Raw genomic sequence first — 18,743 nt, forward strand, 5'->3', positions numbered from 1 at the left:
ATTACATGTTTAGATATTTATTAAGGTAGTCTGATCGCTCTTTTAAGCTTTCCATATAACTATCTTCTTCATGACCCGAAACCACATTATAGCTATAACGTCTAAAGGTTTGCATAATATCATTCAATCCTGTGTTTCCAATTTTGAGTGTTATTTGAACCACATCATTTTCCATTTTTGAAATAAAAGCACCTAGTAACTTACCGTCATTAGATTCTACAATTTGGCTTATTTCGCTAAAAGAATAATCATTTACTCCTTTTTCTATTATTAAAATCCCACCAGCTTCAGAGAAGAAAGGAGTGTCGTTGAATAAGCGGATAATATCTTTAAGCTCGTAATAGCCTAAGTAGGTATTGCTTTTGCTTAAAACAGGCATGATGTTCGTAGAGTTCTGAGCAAAAGCTTCTAGTATGTCTAGCCAATTAGTGTCTTCTCTAACAAAAAAGCCTTCCATAGAATAGGTAATATCACTAACAAGTTCTTTGCTTTCAAAACAATGCACATCCGTTTCAGAAATACAACCTAAATAAACATCTTCATTGTTTTTTATAGGAATATGTGAATAGGTAAGCTGATTGAATAGCACTTGCAAATCCCGTACACTATCCTTTAATGTAAGTGGTTTGATGTCGTTTATTATATAATTAGAAAGATTCATTTTTCTTCTTTTTTGCTTCTGCAAATTAATCAAAAAAATAGCACAATAAGGTGGTTCTAGTTTGTATTTTTGTACTATAATACTATATATAATGACAAAACTAAGTGTAAATATTAATAAAATAGCCACTTTACGAAATTCACGTGGTGGAGATTTACCTAATGTAGTACAGTTTGCGAAGGATGTACAGCGTTTTGGTGCAGAAGGAGTAACTATTCATCCTAGACCAGATGAAAGACATATTCGCTATCAAGATGCTTACGATTTAAAACCAGAAGTATACACCGAATATAATATAGAAGGAAACCCAATTCCGAAGTTTATAGAAATGGTTTTAGCAATAAAACCAACCCAAGTTACCTTGGTTCCAGATAGTGTAAGTGCAATTACTAGTAATGCTGGTTGGGACACGATTAAACATAAAGATTTTTTAGTGGAAGTAATTCAGGAATTTAAAGCGAACGGCATTAGAACCTCCATTTTTGTAGATCCAGATGTAAAGCAAATGGAAGGAGCAAAAGAAACGGGAGCAGATAGAATTGAATTATACACAGAAGCATTTGCACATCAATACAGTTTAGGGAATCACGACGCCATTATCCCATACACCGCTTGTGCTCAATTATGTAATACGCTTGGTTTAGGTATAAACGCTGGACATGATTTATCTTTAGATAATATGAAATTCTTTAAAGAAAACATTCCAGGATTATTAGAGGTTTCTATTGGTCATGCCTTAATTTCTGAAAGCCTTTATCTAGGTGTAGAAAATGTAATTCAAATGTATTTACAACGACTGAAGTAAGTATTCCGTGTTCCATCTAAATAATCAAAGTATAATCAGTCAAAAAAATTCGTGCATTCGTGGTAAATAAAGAAATATTACAATCCAATATATTAGGAGAAGGAAAACCATTTATTATTCTTCATGGTTTTTTAGGGATGAGTGATAACTGGAAAACACTTGGTACTCATTTTAGCGAAGCTGGCTTTCAAGTGCATCTAATAGATCAACGTAACCATGGTAGAAGTTTTCATAGTGATCTTTTTAATTATGATGCTTTAGTCGAAGACTTAAAAAACTATTGTGAAGCATATAAACTAGAAGATATTATATTATTAGGACATTCTATGGGAGGGAAAACTACTATGCTTTTTGCTACAGAATATCCAGAACTGGTTTCTAAATTAATAATAGCAGATATTTCACCAAGATTTTACCCTATTCATCACGACGCTATTTTAGAAGGATTAAGTCGTTTGAATTTTGAAGAATTAAAATCGAGAGGTGCCGCAGATAAAGTGTTAGCTAATTATGTTTCAGAACCTGGAACGAGGCAATTTTTACTTAAAAATCTATATTGGATTGAAAAAGGAAAACTTGCTCTTCGTATAAATCTAGAAGCTTTAAAAGAAAATGTAAGCGAGGTTGGTGAAGCATTACCAATGCACGCCAAATTTGATAAAGACACTTTGTTTCTGCGAGGAGACAGAAGTGAATACATTGCGCTGCAAGACGAAGCGTTAATTAAAAGACATTTCCCTTTAGCAAGGATTACAACTATTGCAAATGCAGGACATTGGTTACATGCAGAAAATCCGGAAGATTTCTATAAAGCTGTAATAGATTTTGTAAATTAGAAGATAACTATTAATCTTTAATACGAATAAATTCAATAAACAAACTATGAACTTAATAATAAGACTCTTACTTAATGCTATTGCTGTATTTGCTTTAGCAAGTTTTTTAAATGGTGTAACTGTAGATGGCTACCAAACAGCAATTATTGTTGCAATTGTGCTTTCTATTTTAAACTTAATAGTGAAGCCTATTTTAGTTATTTTAACCTTGCCAATTACCATTGTAACTCTAGGTTTATTCATGTTTGTTATTAACGCATGTATTATTCTTTTAGCAGATAATTTTATAGATGGATTTGCCGTGAGTAGCTTCTGGACAGCAATGCTTTTTTCTGTGCTTTTAAGTATTTTACAATCTTTGTTGCAATCCTTTTTAAAACAAGATAAAAAGTAGGCTAATTTTCAATACGTTAAAAACTTTGTTGTAGTGTAAAAAAGTAGTATTTTTGCACTCCTTTTTAATAGGGAAAATTCTTTAAAAGTTAGCTTTTAGAATTCTATTAAATGGTGTTTCTCATGAAAATGAGAATCTAAAACTAGTGTTAAATGCCCTTTTAGGGTTTTATATCATTTATAATGAATATTACAAGAGAAAACATTGATGCATTAAATGCAGTAGTAAAAGTGGAAATCGCTAAAGAAGATTATAGCGATAAAATTGAAAAAATCTTAATAGATTATAGAAAAACTGCTAACATTCCTGGATTTAGAAAAGGTCACGTGCCAATGGGAATGGTTAAGAAACAATATGGTAAAGCCGTTTTGGTAGATGAGGTTAATAAACTTTTACAAGAAGGTTTAAATAAATATTTAACAGAAGAAAAGTTAGATGTTTTAGGGCAACCATTACCTAAAGTTCAAGACGAAGTTAATTGGGAAGCTGAAAATTTTTCTTTTGAATTCGAATTAGGTTTAGCACCAGAATTTAGCGTAGATTTAAAAAGTAAAAAAGCAATAACACATTATAATATTGTTGCTGGAGATAAAATGATTGATGATCAAATCATAAACATCCAGAAACAGTACGGTAAATTAATTTCGCAAACTGCCATTGAAAAAGACAGTGAAATAACTGGAACTTTTAAAAACGAAGAGAAAGAAATTGAAAATACAGTTACCATAACTTTAGATAAACTTAAAGGAGCTGCAAACGCAAAGAAATTTGTTGGTGCTAAAGTTGGTGATGTAATTACTTTAAAAACAAAAGGTTTATATAGTGACGATCATGATTTAATGCATGCATTAAAAGTGCAACATGAGGATGCGCATGGTTTAGAAATTGAAGTAACTTTTACCGTTACAGAAATCAATAAACGTGAGCTTGCAGACTTAGATCAAGAGTTGTTTACTAAATTATTTGCAGATGGTAGTGTAACTTCTGTTTCCGAATTAAAAGAAAAGATTAAAGAAGATGCCGAAAAACAATTCGTGCAACAAGGAGATCAAAAACTTTTAAATGATGTTACAGAATACTTAGTAGACAATACTAAATTCGATTTACCAGCAGCATTCTTACAAAAATGGATGCAAACTGCAGGAGAACAACAATTGACAGAAGATCAAGCAAAAGACGAATACGAAAAGTCTGAAAAAAGCTTACGTTACCAATTAATTGAAGGGAAACTAATCACAGATAACAAAATACAAGTAACCTTAGAAGATATTCAAGGGCATGCTAAAAACATGATTAAAGGGCAAATGGCTCAATTCGGACAAATGAACCCGTCAGAAAAAGAGCTTGATGATATTGCTGCTCGTGTTTTATCTAGCCAAGAAGAAGCTCGTAAAATATCAGAACAAATCGTTAGCCAACGCTTATTAGAAGTTTATAAAGAAAAGGCAAATGTTAAGGTTAAAGAATTAACGTACGAAGACTTTGTAAAAGAAGTTTACGGAGATAAATAAGAAGAGAAAATAGTTGCACTTAGCTTATATAAGTGTTAACATACTTTTAAAGAATAAATCCTTATATTTGGGCGTTGAAACTTTTACGTTTTAACGCCTTTTTTAATAGAGCGCATTTAGGCTCTTTTTCTTAAATAGAAAAGCTTAAATAGTTCATAACTATAATTTTATACAACATATGGATTACGGAAAAGAATTCGAAAAATTTGCAATAAAAGATCAAGGAATTAGCAGCACATACTACAACAAAATAATTAGTAGCATGTATCCAACAAACTTGACACCAAACATAATTGAAGAACGTCAAATGAACATCGCTATTTTTGATGTATTTTCTCGTTTAATGATGGATAGAATCATCTTCTTAGGAACTGGGATTAACGACCAAGTTGCTAATATTATTCAAGCCCAATTATTGTTTTTAGAAAGTACAGATGCTAATAAAGACATTCAAATATACATCAACTCTCCAGGAGGAAGTGTATATGCAGGTCTTGGTATTTATGATACCATGCAGTTTATTAAACCAGATGTAGCTACAATTTGTACAGGAATGGCTGCTTCTATGGGAGCTGTTTTATTATGTGCAGGAACCAAAGGGAAACGTAGTGGTTTAACACATTCTCGTGTTATGATTCACCAACCTTTAGGTGGCGCACAAGGTCAAGCTAGTGATATAGAAATTACTGCTCGTGAAATCTTAATCTTAAAAGAAGAGCTTTATAATATTATTAGTAAGCATTCTGGTCAAGATTACGACAAAGTATACAACGATTCTGATCGTGATTATTGGATGAAATCGGATAAAGCGAAAGAATACGGAATGATTGATGAAATTTTAGTGAGAAGCTAAAATAAAAGTAAACTGTCATATCGAGCGAAGTGGAGCATCTTTAATAATAAATTCTTCATTTCGTTCTATTGGACATTATAATTTAAGTAATGGCAAAAGAAGATTTAGAATGTTCGTTTTGTGGACGTAAAAAACCCGAAACCAACTTATTAATAGCAGGATTAGATGCGCATATCTGCGATCGCTGTATTGAGCAAGCACATGGTATTGTTATCGAAGAATCCAAACAAACCGATAATAGTGACCTTTCTGCAGAGTTAGTATTACGCAAACCTAAAAAGATTAAAGGCTTTCTAGACGAATATATAATTGGTCAGGAAGCAACAAAAAAGGTAATGTCTGTTGCTGTATATAATCACTATAAAAGATTATTACAACCACCAAGTGATGATGATATTGAAATTCAAAAATCAAATATCATTATGGTTGGTCAAACCGGAACAGGTAAAACCTTAATGGCCAAGACTATTGCTAAAATGCTAAACGTACCATTAGCAATTGTAGATGCTACTGTTTTAACAGAAGCGGGTTATGTTGGTGAAGATGTAGAAAGTATTTTAACAAGATTACTACAAGCTGCAGATTACAATTTAGAAAAAGCTGAAAAAGGAATCGTTTTTATTGACGAAATAGATAAAATTGCGCGTAAGAGTGATAACCCATCTATAACTCGTGATGTTTCTGGTGAAGGTGTACAACAAGCATTATTGAAACTTTTGGAAGGTACCGTAGTAAATGTGCCGCCTAAAGGAGGACGTAAGCATCCAGATCAGAAATTTATTGAAGTAAATACAGAAAATATTTTATTCATTGCTGGAGGTGCTTTTGATGGTATTGATCGTGTAATCTCTAAAAGATTAAACATGCAAGCTGTTGGTTATTCTGCATCTATGAGTGATAACGTTGTAGATCAAAATCATTTATTACAGTATATTATTCCAAAAGATTTAAAAGACTTTGGTTTAATTCCTGAAATTATTGGTCGTCTTCCCGTATTAACATACATGGATCCTTTAGATGCTAAAACATTAAGAGCGATTTTAACAGAGCCTAAAAATGCAATCATTAAGCAATACAAGAAATTGTTCGAAATGGATGATATCGAGTTTACTATCGAAGATGGCGCTTTAGATTTTATTGTTGGTAAAGCAATAGAGTATAAGTTAGGAGCTCGTGGTTTACGTGCACTGTGCGAGGAAATTTTAACAGATGCTATGTTTGAATTACCAGGTAGTAAAGAGAAAGCATTAAATGTGACACAAGAATACGCAGAAGAAAAACTGACTAAAACAACTATAAAAAAATTGAAAGCAGTTTCTTAGTTTTTATATGTTGTACTACCTATAAAAGCCATTTATAAATTTATTTGTAAATGGTTTTTTTTGTTTATTTTAAAGGATGAAATTTAAAGAGGTTAAAGAAATACAAACGAAAAGATTAACCCTGACTATTTTAAATAGGAAGGATGTCGATATTGTTTTTGCACTTCGTTCTAATGAAGAAGTAATACAATACATAGCAAGAGAACCTTTTAAAGTTGCTTCTGAGGCAGAAGAGAAAACGAAAGAGTTAGTGAAGTATATAGATACTAATACATCCATTTCTTGGATTATCAACCGTACTTCGGAAACAAAAAAAATAGGAAGCATTTGCTTATGGAATTTTAGTACAGACAGAAAAACAGCGGAGGTTGGCTATGATTTATTACCAGAATACTACAATAAAGGAATCATGACAGAAGCTTTACAAAGTGTAGTGCATTTTGGTTTTTATGCACTGAAATTAAAAGCTATCGAAGCATTTACAAGCAGACATAATAAAGGTTCTATTGCTCTGTTAGAAAAGAATAATTTTATTCTAGAACAGCATAGGAAAGACGAAGGATTTCCGGATAATATTATTTTTCGTCTAACGCTTTAGTTTTTCTATTTTTAAAATAGCGATATAATTCAATATTCATAAAAATAAGAAGTAAGCCGTAAATAGAGTCCTCCACAGGGATATTACCAATTCTAATTCCTAGGTTTTCGGCGTCATTATACCAAACAATAGGTGCTACCAAAAAGCTTCCCGTAAGAATGCCGTTGCTAATAAAAAAGAAAGGAAGAATTAAAAAGTACGTGAAGTACTGGTATGAAAGATTTGTTTTCTTAACCTTTAAATACATTAGAAATACGGATGTACTTAGAAAAGTAATGGAAGTGTACCATTTTTCAAAATGAAAAAAGCCAACTATTAAAAGAACTACTATTAAAAAATAGCTTAACCCTGATGCAATTTTTTCTAAAGGATTTTGATTAATAATATGCTGTAAAGCAAAAAAGGTAAAGACACAACAATACGGAATACAGATAAAAAATAATACTTCTTCTAGTGGTAAATTTCCTAAATGAATCCCTGTTAAATATTCGGTGTTAAAACCCCAAACTCCCATGTTAGTGAAAATCGAATCCCATAAAATAAATAGTAAAGCAACAATAATATTGGCTTTAAAAAAGGAATTCCATTCTTTATAAAAGGCATGTTTTTTATAAAAACTCGCTATAAACGGAACAGTAATACAAGCTAAATCTACAAAAAGATAAGTGTATGATTGCATGTGTTATTTTTTAAAAGTGTTATGATACTTCTTCGGAACAAACAACATTCCAAAACATTCGCCTTCCTGTTTTCCTAAATGTTTGTGGTGCACTTTATGTGCTTTCCTTAAGCCAATAAGGTATTTGTTTTTGGTGTTTTTAAACCATTTAAAACGTTGGTGAATAAGTACATCGTGAATTAAGAAGTAACTCATTCCATAAAAGAAAATACCTAAGCCAATAAAGAATAGGTAGTTTAAGGTTGGTATTAATCCGAAGTATAAAAGTAGTATGCTAGGAGTGGCGAAAATGACAAAAAAAGCATCATTCTTTTCAAAAGCATGCGGGTATTTTGGTTCGTGATGATCTGCATGTAAATACCATAGAAAGCCATGCATTATATATTTATGAGTAAGCCAAGTAACCACTTCCATGCAAGAAAAGGTTACTATTGTAATTAGTATGTATAGTATAATATTCATTGTGTTGTAAGATACTTAATCGGTTAAAATTAATACGCATTTAATTTATATCGTATATACGATTTAGTTAGTATTACTAATTTTAACGGGTTTGAAACTCGAATTCTTCCGCTTAAAATCTTTTCAGGATCTGCTTTTTTAAGCTTCTTCAGTAATTTTAAATAATATCGATACGCAATATAAACGCCAAGCCTGCTTTCTAAAGGTAATTGAATGATACCTTTATATGCTTCTTGAAAATCCTTTTCAATGTCTTTTATTATTTCTTCTTTATTCGAATTGTTTAGTGAATTACTATCTAAATTAGGAAAGTACGAACGACCTAAGTTTTCGGTATCTTCTTTAATATCTCTTAAGAAATTTACTTTTTGAAACGCAGATCCTAATCGTGTGGCCGATTCTTTTAGCGCTTCAAATTTGGCATCATCGTTATTTACAAATACTCGCAAACACATTAAACCAACAACATCTGCAGATCCATATATGTAGTTTTCATAGGCTTCCTTAGTGGTGTAATCTGTTACTAGTAAATCAGCTTCCATTCGCTTTAGAAAATCATCTGCATAGCCTTGTAAATGATATTTATGTGCTACTTCTTGAAACGAATTTACAATCGGATTTAAACTAATTCTTCTATCTAATGATTTCTTGTAGTCTGTAACAAAATCATAGAATAAATCTTCTTGTGGATACGCTTCAAAAGAATCTACTATTTCATCCGCATAACGCACAAATCCATAGATGGCATAAATAGAAGGGCGTATAGAAGGAGCAAATAGTTTTATGCCAAGAGAAAACGATGTGCTGTAGCTGTTAGTAACAATCTTGCTACATTTTAAACTAGATGTGTCAAATAATGCTTTCATGTTATGCGATGTTTTTTATAATTAAATCACTTACTATTTTACCCGAAATTAAAGATGGTGGTACGCCTGGTCCAGGAACGGTTAGTTGTCCGCAGAAATATAAATTATCCACTTTTTTACTTTTTAATTTAGGTCTTAAAACATGTGTTTGTGTAAGTGTATTAGCCAGGCCATATGCGTTGCCTTTATATGAATTGTAATCGTCTTTAAAGTCTTTTACACAATACGATTCTTTAAATAAAATATTATTTTGAAGGTCTTCTCCAGTAATTTTTTCAACTCGATCTATAAGTTGTTTAAAGTAATGTTCTCTAATTTCTGGAGTGTCTTCTACATCTGGTGCAATAGGAATTAAAAAGATACCAGCTTCTTTGCCATCAGGAGCAGTGGAAGCATCTGTTATACTTGGGAAGCTTGCATAAAATAAAGGCTTTTCTGCCCATTCTTTGGTGTCATAAATGGTTTTGGCGTGTGCATCAAAATCAGTGTCAAAAAATAAAGTGTGATGCGAAACGTTTTTTATTTTTTTATTAAATCCAACGTAGAATAATAATGCAGAAGGAGCAAAGGTTTTTTTATTCCAATACGATTCTGAATATTGCCTTAGTTCTTTTGGAAGTAAGGTTTCTGTATGGTGATAATCTGCTCCGCTTAACAATATGTCGCAGTGCATTAAACCTTTTTTCGTACTAACATTTACTACTTTTTTATTTTCGATATGTATGGCTTCAACGGCGCAATCTGTTACTATTTTCACACCAAGACTTTTAGCAAGGCTTGTCATCGCTTTAACGACTTCGTACATACCTCCTTGTGGGTGCCATGTTCCTAATTTGAAATCGGCATAATTCATGAAGTTATAAAAGGAAGGTGTATTGCTTGGTTTGGCACCAAGAAATAAAACGGGAAATTCTAATATCTTTTGTAGCTTTTTGTTTTTTACATAACCTGTAACCTGTTTTTTTATAGTTAAAATAAACTCGTATAACTTTAAAATAGTTTTACTGTTTATAATTTCAAAAACGTGCACTCCGGGCTTGTACACTAAATCTTTAATTGCAATGTTGTAGTTTCTTTGCGCTTTGTCTATAAACTTTTGAAGTTTATTAGCGCTACCTTTTTCAATACCTTCAAAAGTTGTTTTTATATCTTCAAAATTGTCAGATATACTAATGGAATCTTTCTTTCCAAAATAAATTTGATAAGCAGGGTTTAGCTTATTTAGTTGGTAATACGCTTTAGTAGACGTGTTGAAATCATTGAAGAAACGTTCAAAAACATCAGGCATCCAATAAAAAGTTGGACCAATATCGAAAACAAAACCATCTTTTTTTAGTTGTCTTGCTCTTCCGCCAACCGTTTTGTTTTTCTCTAGAATGGTTACATCAAAACCTTTGCTTGCTAAATAACAGGAAGCAGATAAAGATGAAAATCCAGAACCAACGATTATAATTTTTTTTGAATTCATGGTATAATTTAATTAAATAAACCGACAACAAAAAGTAGTTATCGGTCTATTTATCAGTGTGTTATAAATATTTTACTCTTAATTATTAATCATTACTTTGTTTACTACGTGTATAACGCCGTTTCCAGCTTGAACATCGACAGCTACTATGCCAATATCTGTAGCTCCAGAGCCATCTGTAATGTCTGCTATATTACTACCAGAACCAGGTAGTGTAATCGTGATGTTATCACCTTCTAGTGTAGCAGCAGTCGTGTCACCAGGATTATTTAACATACTAGATGTGATGTTTGCTTCTTTAATTACGTGGTGTAATAGAATTTGAGTTAAAGGCCCTTCCGCAGGAATTGCAGCTAAAGCAGCAAAAGCATCATTTGTTGGCGCAAATACGGTAAAATCAGGATCTATGGTGTCTGTGTTTCCAATTGCTGTTCTCGATAATATACTAGCAAAATCTGTTGCAGGCGTTAAAGTTGTTAATGCTTGTACTAAAGTAGAGAACGTTGGGTCTGCTGTAGCAAAAGTAACTACGGTTGGAATATCAATTACGGTATCTACTGCATGAATTATTCCATTGGTTCCAACTACATCTGCTTGTGCTACTGTAGATATTCCATTAAATACTACTTCACTTGAAGTATTATAATATAAACTTAAAGCATTTCCACCAGGACCAGTTGCTCCTGTATTTGTATATCCTGCTCCAGCATCAACTAAAGAAGTAGAAGTTATGGTAGAACCTATAATAACGTGGTTTAATAATATTTGAGAAAGAACAGCAGTATCTACATTTGCTAAAGGAGTACCATTTAAAAAGGTGCTAAAAGCAGTATCGTCGGGTGCTAAAACTGTAAATGGTCCATCTCCACTAAGTACATTAACTAAGTTTCCATCTGCTGCACCTAAGGCAGCTACTAAATTTGAAAAAGCTGGATTCGCAACTGCGTGATCCACTATGGTTGGTAAACTTAGAACAGCGTCAATAATATGTACCGTTCCGTTGGATGCATCTGCATCAGCAGTAGTGACGGTTGCAACGTTATTAAACATCACGCCACCAGATGCATCAAAATAGATACTAATGTTTAAACCATCTGGACCACTTGCGCTTCCTGAGGTGTAGCCAGAACCCATAGATGCTAAATCACTAGAGGAAACATCTGCCATAATTACATGGTTTAAAAGTACTTGTGATAGTATATCTGTTGGTACATCTTCTAAAGATGCGAATCCGTTAGCAGATAAGAAAGTAGTAAAGGCTGCATTAGTTGGAGCAAGAACTGTAAAAGGTCCGTTTCCGCTTAATACAGAAACCAAGTTTCCGTCTGCTCTAGATAAAGCAGCTACTAAAGAACTTAAATCTGGTGTTGCTTGTGCTAATTCTATAATATTTGGTGTAGGAGTAATTGGGGTATTAGAACTATCATCATCATTACTACAAGATGTTACTAATAAGGATAGACTAAAAAGTGCGATAAAAAAGAATTTCGTTTTCATAATGTCTAATATTTTTTGTTATTGTTTGGACAAATATATAAAATAATTTTAATTTGTCAAATAAAATATATAAAAAGTTAGACAAAAGTTTTTTGATTGAAATATCGATTTCCTGATTTTTTGTTTAACTTTGCGTGGTAAATAATTAGACATGAGTAAATATACAATGGCACAGATTGTCACTTTAACAGGTATTAAAGCGCATACATTACGAAAATGGGAAACCAGATATAATTTTTTAAATCCCGAAAGAACCGATACTAATATTAGGTATTATTCAGATCTTCAATTAAAGAAGTTGTTGAATATTGGTGTTTTAACTAGAAATGGTTATCGGATTTCTAAAATAGATAAAATGTCGGATACCGAGATTCACCAAACCATTTCAGAGAAATTTATTTCTGGAGATTATGAAGACGAGATAAGTGCGCTAGTTATTAGTATGCTAGATATGGATGAGGTAACATTCAATGAAATACTAAGAACTCAAATTGTTAAAAAAGGTCTATTGGCTACTACTACAGATCTTATTTATCCTTTTCTAAACCAGGTTGGAGTTCTATGGGGAATTAATAAAGTAATGCCTGCTCAAGAACATTTTATTTCTAATTTAATTAAGAAAAAAATGTTTGCTTCTATAGATTTACTTGCGTATCCGCATAAAGGAGCTCCTAGTATATTAATGTTTTTGACGGAAGGAGAATACCATGAAATAGGACTTTTATTAGCGTATTATATAGCAAGAGAAATGGGGTGGAAAGTGTATTACTTAGGACAAAATGTACCTACGGAAAATATAAAACAAGTTATAGAGGAAGTAAAACCAGAATTAATGCTGTCTATGTTTGTAACGCCAACTGAAGAATCTGTTTCTAGTAAAATAGATACTATATTATCCCAAGGAGATATTGCGCTTTTGGTTTCCGGAAACCCAACTATTTTAGAGAATGTTAGTCAAGATAAGAGGGTGAAATACTTAGCACATCCCGAAGAACTAATTGGTCTTTTGAAAAAATAAAAATAAAATTAAATAATAAAAAAAACCCGAGCAAATTGCTTGGGTTTTTTTTTGTTTATGGACGATAATTAATACTACATTAGTATATAGTAATCGATTAATAGCAAGGCTAAAGTAGTTTTAATTTATTAAATAATAAACTGTTTTAGACAAAGTATAACTTATACTCGTTGTAAGAAAAAGGATTGTTTTTTTCTTCGATTAACTACTTTCAGTATAAAAACATTCAGCGTTAACTATTTAGTTTCAATAACTGTTCTATATAATCTCTAGTGTTAGAAAGTCTAGGTATTTTATGTTGCCCACCAAGTTTGTTGTTCTGTTTTAGCCAATCATAAAACAGTTTTTCTCTAGCAACATGAACGGTTGGTTTGTTAAGTGTCAAGTTGTTATAGCGCTTTGCTTCGTAGTCCGAATTTAGAGCCTTTAACGCATTGTCAAACAATTCATTAAACATGTTTATGTCTTTTGGTGGTTTTTTAAATTCTATTAGCCATTCATGAGCACCTTTTTCTTTGCCTTGCATAAAAATTGGAGCAGCGGTATAATCTACAATTTCTGCTTTTGTTTTTTTGCAAACTGTTTTTAGTGCGTCTTCTGCATTTTCAATTATTAGCTCTTCACCAAATACATTGATATGGTGTTTTGTTCGTCCGGAAACCTTTATTCTATATGGTTTGGTAGAAGTAAATCGAACTGTGTCCCCAATTTTGTAACGCCATAATCCAGCATTTGTAGTGATAATTACCGCGTAGTTTTTGCCAATTTCGACTTCGGCAAGCGGAATAATTTTTTCGTTAAAACCGCCATAAGTTTCCATGGGAATAAATTCATAAAAAATCCCGTAATCCAACATGAGTAGTAATTCACTAGAATTGTTATGATCTTGAATCGCAAAGAATCCTTCCGAAGCATTATAAATTTCATAATACTTAAAACTACTGTTTGGTAAAATATTTTTGTATTGCTGTTGGTACGGCGTAAAACTAACACCTCCATGAAAATAAACTTCTAAATTTGGCCAAACTTCATGTAAATTACCTTTTCCTGTTGTTTCTAAAACATTGTTTAATAAAACCAACATCCAAGAAGGTACACCTGCAAGACTGGTTACGTTTTCATTTATAGTTTCGTTTACAATGGCTTGCATTTTATGTTCCCAATCACTCATGAGAGAAACTTTGTTGCTTGGCGTGCTACTAAATTCAGCCCAGAAAGGCATGTTATCAATCAAAATAGCACTTAAATCGCCAAAAGCAGTTCCGTTTTCTTTGTAAAGTTCTTTACTGCCACCTAGACGTAAACTTTTTCCTGTAAAGAGTTGAGAGTCTTCATTGTTATTTAAGTACATACAAAGTAAATCTTTACTTGCTGCATAATGACAATCCTCTAAAGAGTCGGTGCTAACCGGAATAAATTTACTTTTCGCATTTGTGGTTCCGCTAGATTTTGCAAACCATTTAATAGGTGTTGGCCAAAAGATATTGTTTTCTCCTTTTCTAGAGCGCTCAATACTAGGTTGGAAATCTTCATAACAAGAAACAGGAACACGGGCCGCAAATTGGGTATAGTTTCTAATGGATGCAAAATCATATTGCCTACCAATCTCGGTATCTTTTGCTGTGTCTATAAGTTCTAACAGTAATTCTGTTTGTACTTCGTTTGGGTATTTTAAAAATAATTCGATTTGGTGAAATCGTTTTTTTAAAAACCACGAAGCAATAGAATTGACTATAGGAATTGCCATATTTATACTATCTTTATTCTTAATTAGATTTGCTTATAAAAATTGCTTTTTTCGATACTAATTTCACGCTGAAATTTTCGAGAAGCGCCTTTATCTTTTATAAGTATCTTCAACGATAAAAATAAGACTTTTTTTTATGTTCTACCAAGGTGTTTTAACAAAAATGGCAACCGAGTTTACAAAGCCTATTCAATATTATTTAGTGTTTGAAAGTGATTTCTTGAATATGAACCAGTTGCTAGGCAAGACAATAGATATTAAGTTTATAAAATACCAATGTTTAAATTGTAGTTTCAACAAAGAAATTTACAGACAAGGTTTTTGTAAAAGCTGTTTTTTTGACATTCCCCAAGCAGCAGATTGGATTATACGTCCAGAATTGAGCACAGCGCATTTAGATAAAGAAGATCGCGATTTAGCTTACGAAAAGAAAGTGCAACTGCAACCACATATTGTTTACTTAGCTAATTCAAGTAATGTAAAAGTTGGTGTTACTAGAAAAGGGCAGGTACCAACACGTTGGATAGATCAAGGTGCTCATGAAGCTATTGAAATTGTAGAAGTGCCAAATAGATATTTAGCAGGAATTACGGAGGTTGCTTTAAAAGATCATGTTGCAGATAAAACGAATTGGCGAACCATGTTGAAAAATGAAATAGCAGATGAAGATTTGGTGGTTTGGCGAGAACGCTTAAAACAATATATACCAGACGAAGCACAACAGTATTTTATTGAAAATAATACGGAAACGAATATAGAATTTCCGGTGTTGCAATATCCTTTAAAGCCAAAAAGCTTAAATATAAAAAAGCAAGGAAGTTATTCTGGTAAATTGGTTGGGATAAAGGGGCAATACCTCATTTTTGAAGATCAAACGGTTTTTAACGTGAGATCTAATGAAGGTTTGGTTGTAGCAATTACAGTAGATTAAGACAAACAAAAAAACACGCTTTTTAATAAAAGCGTGTTTTTGTATATATGTAAAAAGAAGTATCTACTAAATATCTTCAGCGTCTCTTAAACCTTGAATATAAGATGCTTTTTGTACTTGACGTCTACGTTTTACAGATGGCTTAGTGAAAAACTGGTTTTCTCTTAAGTTCTGCATAACTTTCACATTTCTGTGTTTACGCTTGTAACGTTTTAAAGCACGTTCTATATTTTCTCCTTCTTTTATTTCTATTCTTAACATAATGAATCTTTAATTGTGGATGCAAAAGTAATTAATTATTCTTATTTTATAATATTTATTTACTTTTTTTTTCTTCTTTTTTACTCTATCGAGTCTTTTACAGTTTCTTTCTTCTTTTTTCCTCCAAAAAGACCACCTAAAATATCTTTTACACCGTCTTCAACAGTTGGTTTTGTAGGCGTTGTTTCTGTATTTGTGGAATCTGTGTTATTTGTGTTTGCTGTATTTCCTCCTATAATATCATTAAGGACATTTTTTATTGGATTGCTATTTTGTGTTTTTGTAGAGTCGGTTTTAGGTTTGGTTCCTCCTAAAGCATCACCAATTAAATCTTGTAATTGTTGTGTGCCTTGATTTAAAAGTTTTTGTTTTTCAATTTCAATTAGTTGTTTGGTAAGATTGGTAATGCCGCTTGTTAAATCTGTTTTAACGGTTGGAGCGCTAAAAGTACCACCAATTATTGCTGTTACAGGAATTGTTATTTTATCTGCGGCAGGATCGTTTATTTTACCAATAAGTTGATTGATTTCGCTTCCTAGGTATTTTGCAGGAACTTGTAAAACGGCATTGTAAGCCATGCTTTTGTCAAAGCCATGCGATCCATCGACAGTAATGTTAATGTCTTTGTATTTAATATCAAAAGGTTTCACATTTACTTTTCCGTCCTTAAATTCTAATTTTGTTTTTAGGTCTTTTAAATCTAATTTATCAAAATCTATAAAACTAAATGCGCCATTTAGTTTGCTTAATAAAGGAGCGGTTTCCGAAGAAATATCTGTAGTTAACAGTTCTGCAAGTGCATTACCAGAAACCGAAGCCAAATCTGGGGAAAAATGCTCATCTAAAGCGCCAGAAAGATTAATGGTTGTATTTAGTTTTCCTTGTAAAACTTTAGCAATAGGAGCTAAGCTTTGTAGTAATTCTAAACCTTTAAAGGATTCTGAAATGTCAAAATTTGCAATACCAAGGTTCATATTAAAAAGAGGTGTTTTACTTTTCGTGTCTACCAAACCAGAAACAGCAATATCGCCATCAAAAAGGTTAGAGGTTAGGTTTTCTAAAGTGGCTTGTTCGTCTTTTATTTTTAGATTTCCTTTTACATTTTTAAGGGTTAAGTTATCGTATAAAACCGTTTTCGCGTCTGCTTTAATAGTACAATCTAAAAATGCTGGAATTTTCAGCGATTCTTCACTGGACGTCGTTTTGTTTTTAGAAGCAGTTTCCGTTTCAGCAACCATAAAATCATCTACAGCAAAGGTGTTTGATTTTACATTAAAATCTCCTTTTAGCTTTCCATCACTAAGTAAAAAACCTAATAGATTATTAATGGTTCCTGTTGCATTTATATCACTAGTTCCTGTTCTTGCATCAAAATTGTTTAGCGAAACAGTTCCAGGGTGAAAGGTGATATCTGCTTTGCTTATATGAATTGGATTTACAATGTCTTCTCCAGAAAATATAAAATCCGTAATACTTACCGTTCCATTATTTTTAATGCGTTGGTATGCATTGGTTTCTAAAGCATTCATGTCAAAAGAAGTGTTTAGCTTTGCTTTTAAAATTCCGCTTAATTCTTTTTCTAAAGTTACAGGATAGGCTTTGGTGATGTTTGCTAGGTTTAAAACACCATCAATGTCAGCGTTTACAAACATATTTTTGGTGATATTTTTTAAAGTAGCTGAAGACTTAAAAATATCTTCGTCTATTTTAAAATTTAAAGTTTTAATGTCTATATAGGTATTGTCCACGTTTCCATCATCGTTTTTTACCGATGCGTTTATGATGATGTTTTGTACGCTTTTAGGTAAATCTGGATATTTAAACGAAGCATTGTTAGATGCTATGTTTATGTCTAAATGCGGAATAGTGGTGTCGCTACTCAAACCTTTAATAATTCCTTTTACTTTAAAGGTTCCTGTTGTTGCTACGTTTTCGATGTTTTTTGAATATTCTTTCGGAATAATAGCTAAAAAGTCTTTAAAATCGGAACCCGAATTTTCAAAAGAAATATCTATGTTTTGACCTTCGTCTACCATTTGAATAAATCCTTGAAACGCTAATGGTAACTGGTTGATTACTGCCTTGTTTTCTTTAAAAGTGTATTTATTATTTTCTAAATCCAGATCGATTAATGCATCTAGTTTAATGGTGTTGTTGCTGAGGTATTCTGTACTATCTAATTTTAAACTTACTCTAGCTTCCGTATTGGTGTCTAGTTCTGAAACTTCACCAGAAAAAGTTCCTTTTCCCGAGTGATTTAATTCGGTGATATAAAAGGTAATGTTCGATTTTTCATCCAAATACGTAAAAGCACTATTGTTTATCGCGTAATCTTTAATGTCAAAACTAAAACTAGAGTCACCTTCTGTATTGGTGCTTTTTGTTTCCTTTTCATCTTTTTTAGCAATGTCGTAGTTTACATCTCCAAATTTGTTGGTCTTTAAAGTTAATAAAGCTTCGTTTACGTTTATAGCATTTACAACAATTGGTCCTTCGTCTGCTTTTTTGAATAGCTCTTTTATAGACATATCAAAAGTAATAGACTTGGCAGTAGCAAAAGTTTCGTCTTTAAAAGGTTCAAAGTTGGTGATTACTAAATCGTTTACACTAACATGTGCTTGCGGAAAGCTGCTTAAAAAGCTTAAGCTTACATCGCTAAATTCTACTTTAGCATTCATGTTTTCGTTTATAAAACGTTTTACCATATCCTTAATTTGTGATTTAAACATAAAAGGAATGGCAACCAAAAGTGCCACTATAATGAGTAAAGTAATACCAGTAATTTTTAAAGCTTTCTTCATAAAAAAAATACAAATTTGTTTGTGTACGTATTT

At 32.1% G+C, this 18,743-nt stretch carries 18 protein-coding genes; 9 read left to right on the top strand and 9 right to left on the bottom strand.

The window, feature by feature from the left end:
- Position 1: 1 nt before the first annotated feature.
- On the bottom strand, positions 2–661 hold the full coding sequence (locus tag ACVCZW_RS02445) for a CBS domain-containing protein (RefSeq protein WP_452231003.1): 660 nt from the start codon (positions 659–661) through the stop codon (positions 2–4).
- Between the two features lie 91 nt (positions 662–752).
- Between ACVCZW_RS02445 and ACVCZW_RS02450 the strand changes: the two genes are divergently transcribed.
- From ACVCZW_RS02450 to ACVCZW_RS02480, 7 genes are all read left to right on the top strand, one after another.
- Positions 753–1,466, top strand: coding sequence for a pyridoxine 5'-phosphate synthase (locus tag ACVCZW_RS02450; RefSeq protein ID WP_452231563.1), 714 nt, complete (start codon positions 753–755; stop codon positions 1,464–1,466).
- A gap of 59 nt (positions 1,467–1,525) precedes the next feature.
- On the top strand, positions 1,526–2,302 hold the full coding sequence (locus ACVCZW_RS02455) for an alpha/beta fold hydrolase (RefSeq protein ID WP_452231564.1): 777 nt from the start codon (positions 1,526–1,528) through the stop codon (positions 2,300–2,302).
- A 46-nt stretch (positions 2,303–2,348) separates the two neighbouring features.
- Positions 2,349–2,696 (top strand): phage holin family protein, encoded by a 348-nt coding sequence (locus tag ACVCZW_RS02460; RefSeq protein ID WP_452231006.1) that lies wholly within the window; start codon positions 2,349–2,351, stop codon positions 2,694–2,696.
- Positions 2,697–2,878: 182 nt separating this feature from the next.
- Complete coding sequence (tig, locus tag ACVCZW_RS02465; protein WP_452231007.1) at positions 2,879–4,207, top strand: trigger factor; 1,329 nt, start codon at positions 2,879–2,881, stop codon at positions 4,205–4,207.
- A 178-nt stretch (positions 4,208–4,385) separates the two neighbouring features.
- Positions 4,386–5,060 carry an ATP-dependent Clp endopeptidase proteolytic subunit ClpP gene (gene clpP / locus ACVCZW_RS02470; RefSeq protein ID WP_055443725.1) on the top strand — a complete coding sequence of 225 codons (675 nt, stop codon included), beginning with the start codon at positions 4,386–4,388 and terminating at the stop codon, positions 5,058–5,060.
- Positions 5,061–5,149: 89 nt separating this feature from the next.
- Positions 5,150–6,382, top strand: coding sequence for an ATP-dependent Clp protease ATP-binding subunit ClpX (clpX, locus tag ACVCZW_RS02475; protein WP_452231008.1), 1,233 nt, complete (start codon positions 5,150–5,152; stop codon positions 6,380–6,382).
- Positions 6,383–6,458: 76 nt separating this feature from the next.
- Entirely contained in the window at positions 6,459–6,980 is a 522-nt protein-coding gene (locus ACVCZW_RS02480; RefSeq protein ID WP_452231565.1) for a GNAT family N-acetyltransferase, read from the top strand.
- Here the strand turns inward: ACVCZW_RS02480 and ACVCZW_RS02485 are convergent.
- From ACVCZW_RS02485 to ACVCZW_RS02505, 5 genes are all read right to left on the bottom strand, one after another.
- Complete coding sequence (locus ACVCZW_RS02485) at positions 6,958–7,659, bottom strand: lycopene cyclase domain-containing protein (RefSeq protein ID WP_452231566.1); 702 nt, start codon at positions 7,657–7,659, stop codon at positions 6,958–6,960. The two genes, ACVCZW_RS02480 and ACVCZW_RS02485, sit on opposite strands and share 23 nt — an antisense overlap.
- A 3-nt stretch (positions 7,660–7,662) precedes the next feature.
- Positions 7,663–8,121, bottom strand: coding sequence for a sterol desaturase family protein (locus tag ACVCZW_RS02490; protein ID WP_452231011.1), 459 nt, complete (start codon positions 8,119–8,121; stop codon positions 7,663–7,665).
- Positions 8,122–8,150: 29 nt separating this feature from the next.
- Positions 8,151–8,987: a phytoene/squalene synthase family protein gene (locus tag ACVCZW_RS02495; RefSeq protein ID WP_452231012.1), complete on the bottom strand. Its 837-nt coding sequence runs from the start codon at positions 8,985–8,987 to the stop codon at positions 8,151–8,153.
- Between the two features lies 1 nt (position 8,988).
- Positions 8,989–10,455 carry a phytoene desaturase family protein gene (locus ACVCZW_RS02500; protein ID WP_452231567.1) on the bottom strand — a complete coding sequence of 489 codons (1,467 nt, stop codon included), beginning with the start codon at positions 10,453–10,455 and terminating at the stop codon, positions 8,989–8,991.
- A 78-nt stretch (positions 10,456–10,533) separates the two neighbouring features.
- Positions 10,534–11,952 (bottom strand): fasciclin domain-containing protein, encoded by a 1,419-nt coding sequence (locus ACVCZW_RS02505; protein WP_452231014.1) that lies wholly within the window; start codon positions 11,950–11,952, stop codon positions 10,534–10,536.
- Positions 11,953–12,103: 151 nt separating this feature from the next.
- On the opposite strand from ACVCZW_RS02505, the gene ACVCZW_RS02510 reads away from it, so the two are divergent.
- Complete coding sequence (locus ACVCZW_RS02510; protein ID WP_452231015.1) at positions 12,104–12,970, top strand: MerR family transcriptional regulator; 867 nt, start codon at positions 12,104–12,106, stop codon at positions 12,968–12,970.
- A 232-nt stretch (positions 12,971–13,202) separates the two neighbouring features.
- Here ACVCZW_RS02510 and ACVCZW_RS02515 read toward each other — a convergent pair whose 3' ends face one another.
- Positions 13,203–14,717: a GH3 auxin-responsive promoter family protein gene (locus ACVCZW_RS02515; protein WP_452231568.1), complete on the bottom strand. Its 1,515-nt coding sequence runs from the start codon at positions 14,715–14,717 to the stop codon at positions 13,203–13,205.
- 136 nt (positions 14,718–14,853) lie between these two features.
- Between ACVCZW_RS02515 and ACVCZW_RS02520 the strand changes: the two genes are divergently transcribed.
- Positions 14,854–15,648, top strand: coding sequence for a DUF2797 domain-containing protein (locus ACVCZW_RS02520; RefSeq protein WP_452231017.1), 795 nt, complete (start codon positions 14,854–14,856; stop codon positions 15,646–15,648).
- Between the two features lie 66 nt (positions 15,649–15,714).
- Here the strand turns inward: ACVCZW_RS02520 and rpsU are convergent, their stop codons facing one another.
- Entirely contained in the window at positions 15,715–15,909 is a 195-nt protein-coding gene (gene rpsU, locus ACVCZW_RS02525; RefSeq protein ID WP_055443717.1) for a 30S ribosomal protein S21, read from the bottom strand.
- An 80-nt stretch (positions 15,910–15,989) separates the two neighbouring features.
- Complete coding sequence (locus tag ACVCZW_RS02530; RefSeq protein ID WP_452231018.1) at positions 15,990–18,710, bottom strand: AsmA family protein; 2,721 nt, start codon at positions 18,708–18,710, stop codon at positions 15,990–15,992.
- Positions 18,711–18,743: the final 33 nt, after the last annotated feature.

The organism is Lacinutrix sp. MEBiC02595 (assembly GCF_053601555.1).

Bases quoted from the DNA above. Each gene is read 5' to 3' on its own strand.
- ACVCZW_RS02445 (WP_452231003.1), bottom strand. From the start codon at position 661: ATGAATCTTTCTAATTATATAATAAACGACATCAAACCACTTACATTA.
- ACVCZW_RS02450 (WP_452231563.1), top strand. From the start codon at position 753: ATGACAAAACTAAGTGTAAATATTAATAAAATAGCCACTTTACGAAAT.
- ACVCZW_RS02460 (WP_452231006.1), top strand. From the start codon at position 2,349: ATGAACTTAATAATAAGACTCTTACTTAATGCTATTGCTGTATTTGCT.
- tig (WP_452231007.1), top strand. From the start codon at position 2,879: ATGAATATTACAAGAGAAAACATTGATGCATTAAATGCAGTAGTAAAA.
- clpP (WP_055443725.1), top strand. From the start codon at position 4,386: ATGGATTACGGAAAAGAATTCGAAAAATTTGCAATAAAAGATCAAGGA.
- clpX (WP_452231008.1), top strand. From the start codon at position 5,150: ATGGCAAAAGAAGATTTAGAATGTTCGTTTTGTGGACGTAAAAAACCC.
- ACVCZW_RS02480 (WP_452231565.1), top strand. From the start codon at position 6,459: ATGAAATTTAAAGAGGTTAAAGAAATACAAACGAAAAGATTAACCCTG.
- ACVCZW_RS02485 (WP_452231566.1), bottom strand. From the start codon at position 7,659: ATGCAATCATACACTTATCTTTTTGTAGATTTAGCTTGTATTACTGTT.
- ACVCZW_RS02490 (WP_452231011.1), bottom strand. From the start codon at position 8,121: ATGAATATTATACTATACATACTAATTACAATAGTAACCTTTTCTTGC.
- ACVCZW_RS02495 (WP_452231012.1), bottom strand. From the start codon at position 8,987: ATGAAAGCATTATTTGACACATCTAGTTTAAAATGTAGCAAGATTGTT.
- ACVCZW_RS02500 (WP_452231567.1), bottom strand. From the start codon at position 10,455: ATGAATTCAAAAAAAATTATAATCGTTGGTTCTGGATTTTCATCTTTA.
- ACVCZW_RS02505 (WP_452231014.1), bottom strand. From the start codon at position 11,952: ATGAAAACGAAATTCTTTTTTATCGCACTTTTTAGTCTATCCTTATTA.
- ACVCZW_RS02510 (WP_452231015.1), top strand. From the start codon at position 12,104: ATGAGTAAATATACAATGGCACAGATTGTCACTTTAACAGGTATTAAA.
- ACVCZW_RS02515 (WP_452231568.1), bottom strand. From the start codon at position 14,717: ATGGCAATTCCTATAGTCAATTCTATTGCTTCGTGGTTTTTAAAAAAA.
- ACVCZW_RS02520 (WP_452231017.1), top strand. From the start codon at position 14,854: ATGTTCTACCAAGGTGTTTTAACAAAAATGGCAACCGAGTTTACAAAG.
- rpsU (WP_055443717.1), bottom strand. From the start codon at position 15,909: ATGTTAAGAATAGAAATAAAAGAAGGAGAAAATATAGAACGTGCTTTA.
- ACVCZW_RS02530 (WP_452231018.1), bottom strand. From the start codon at position 18,710: ATGAAGAAAGCTTTAAAAATTACTGGTATTACTTTACTCATTATAGTG.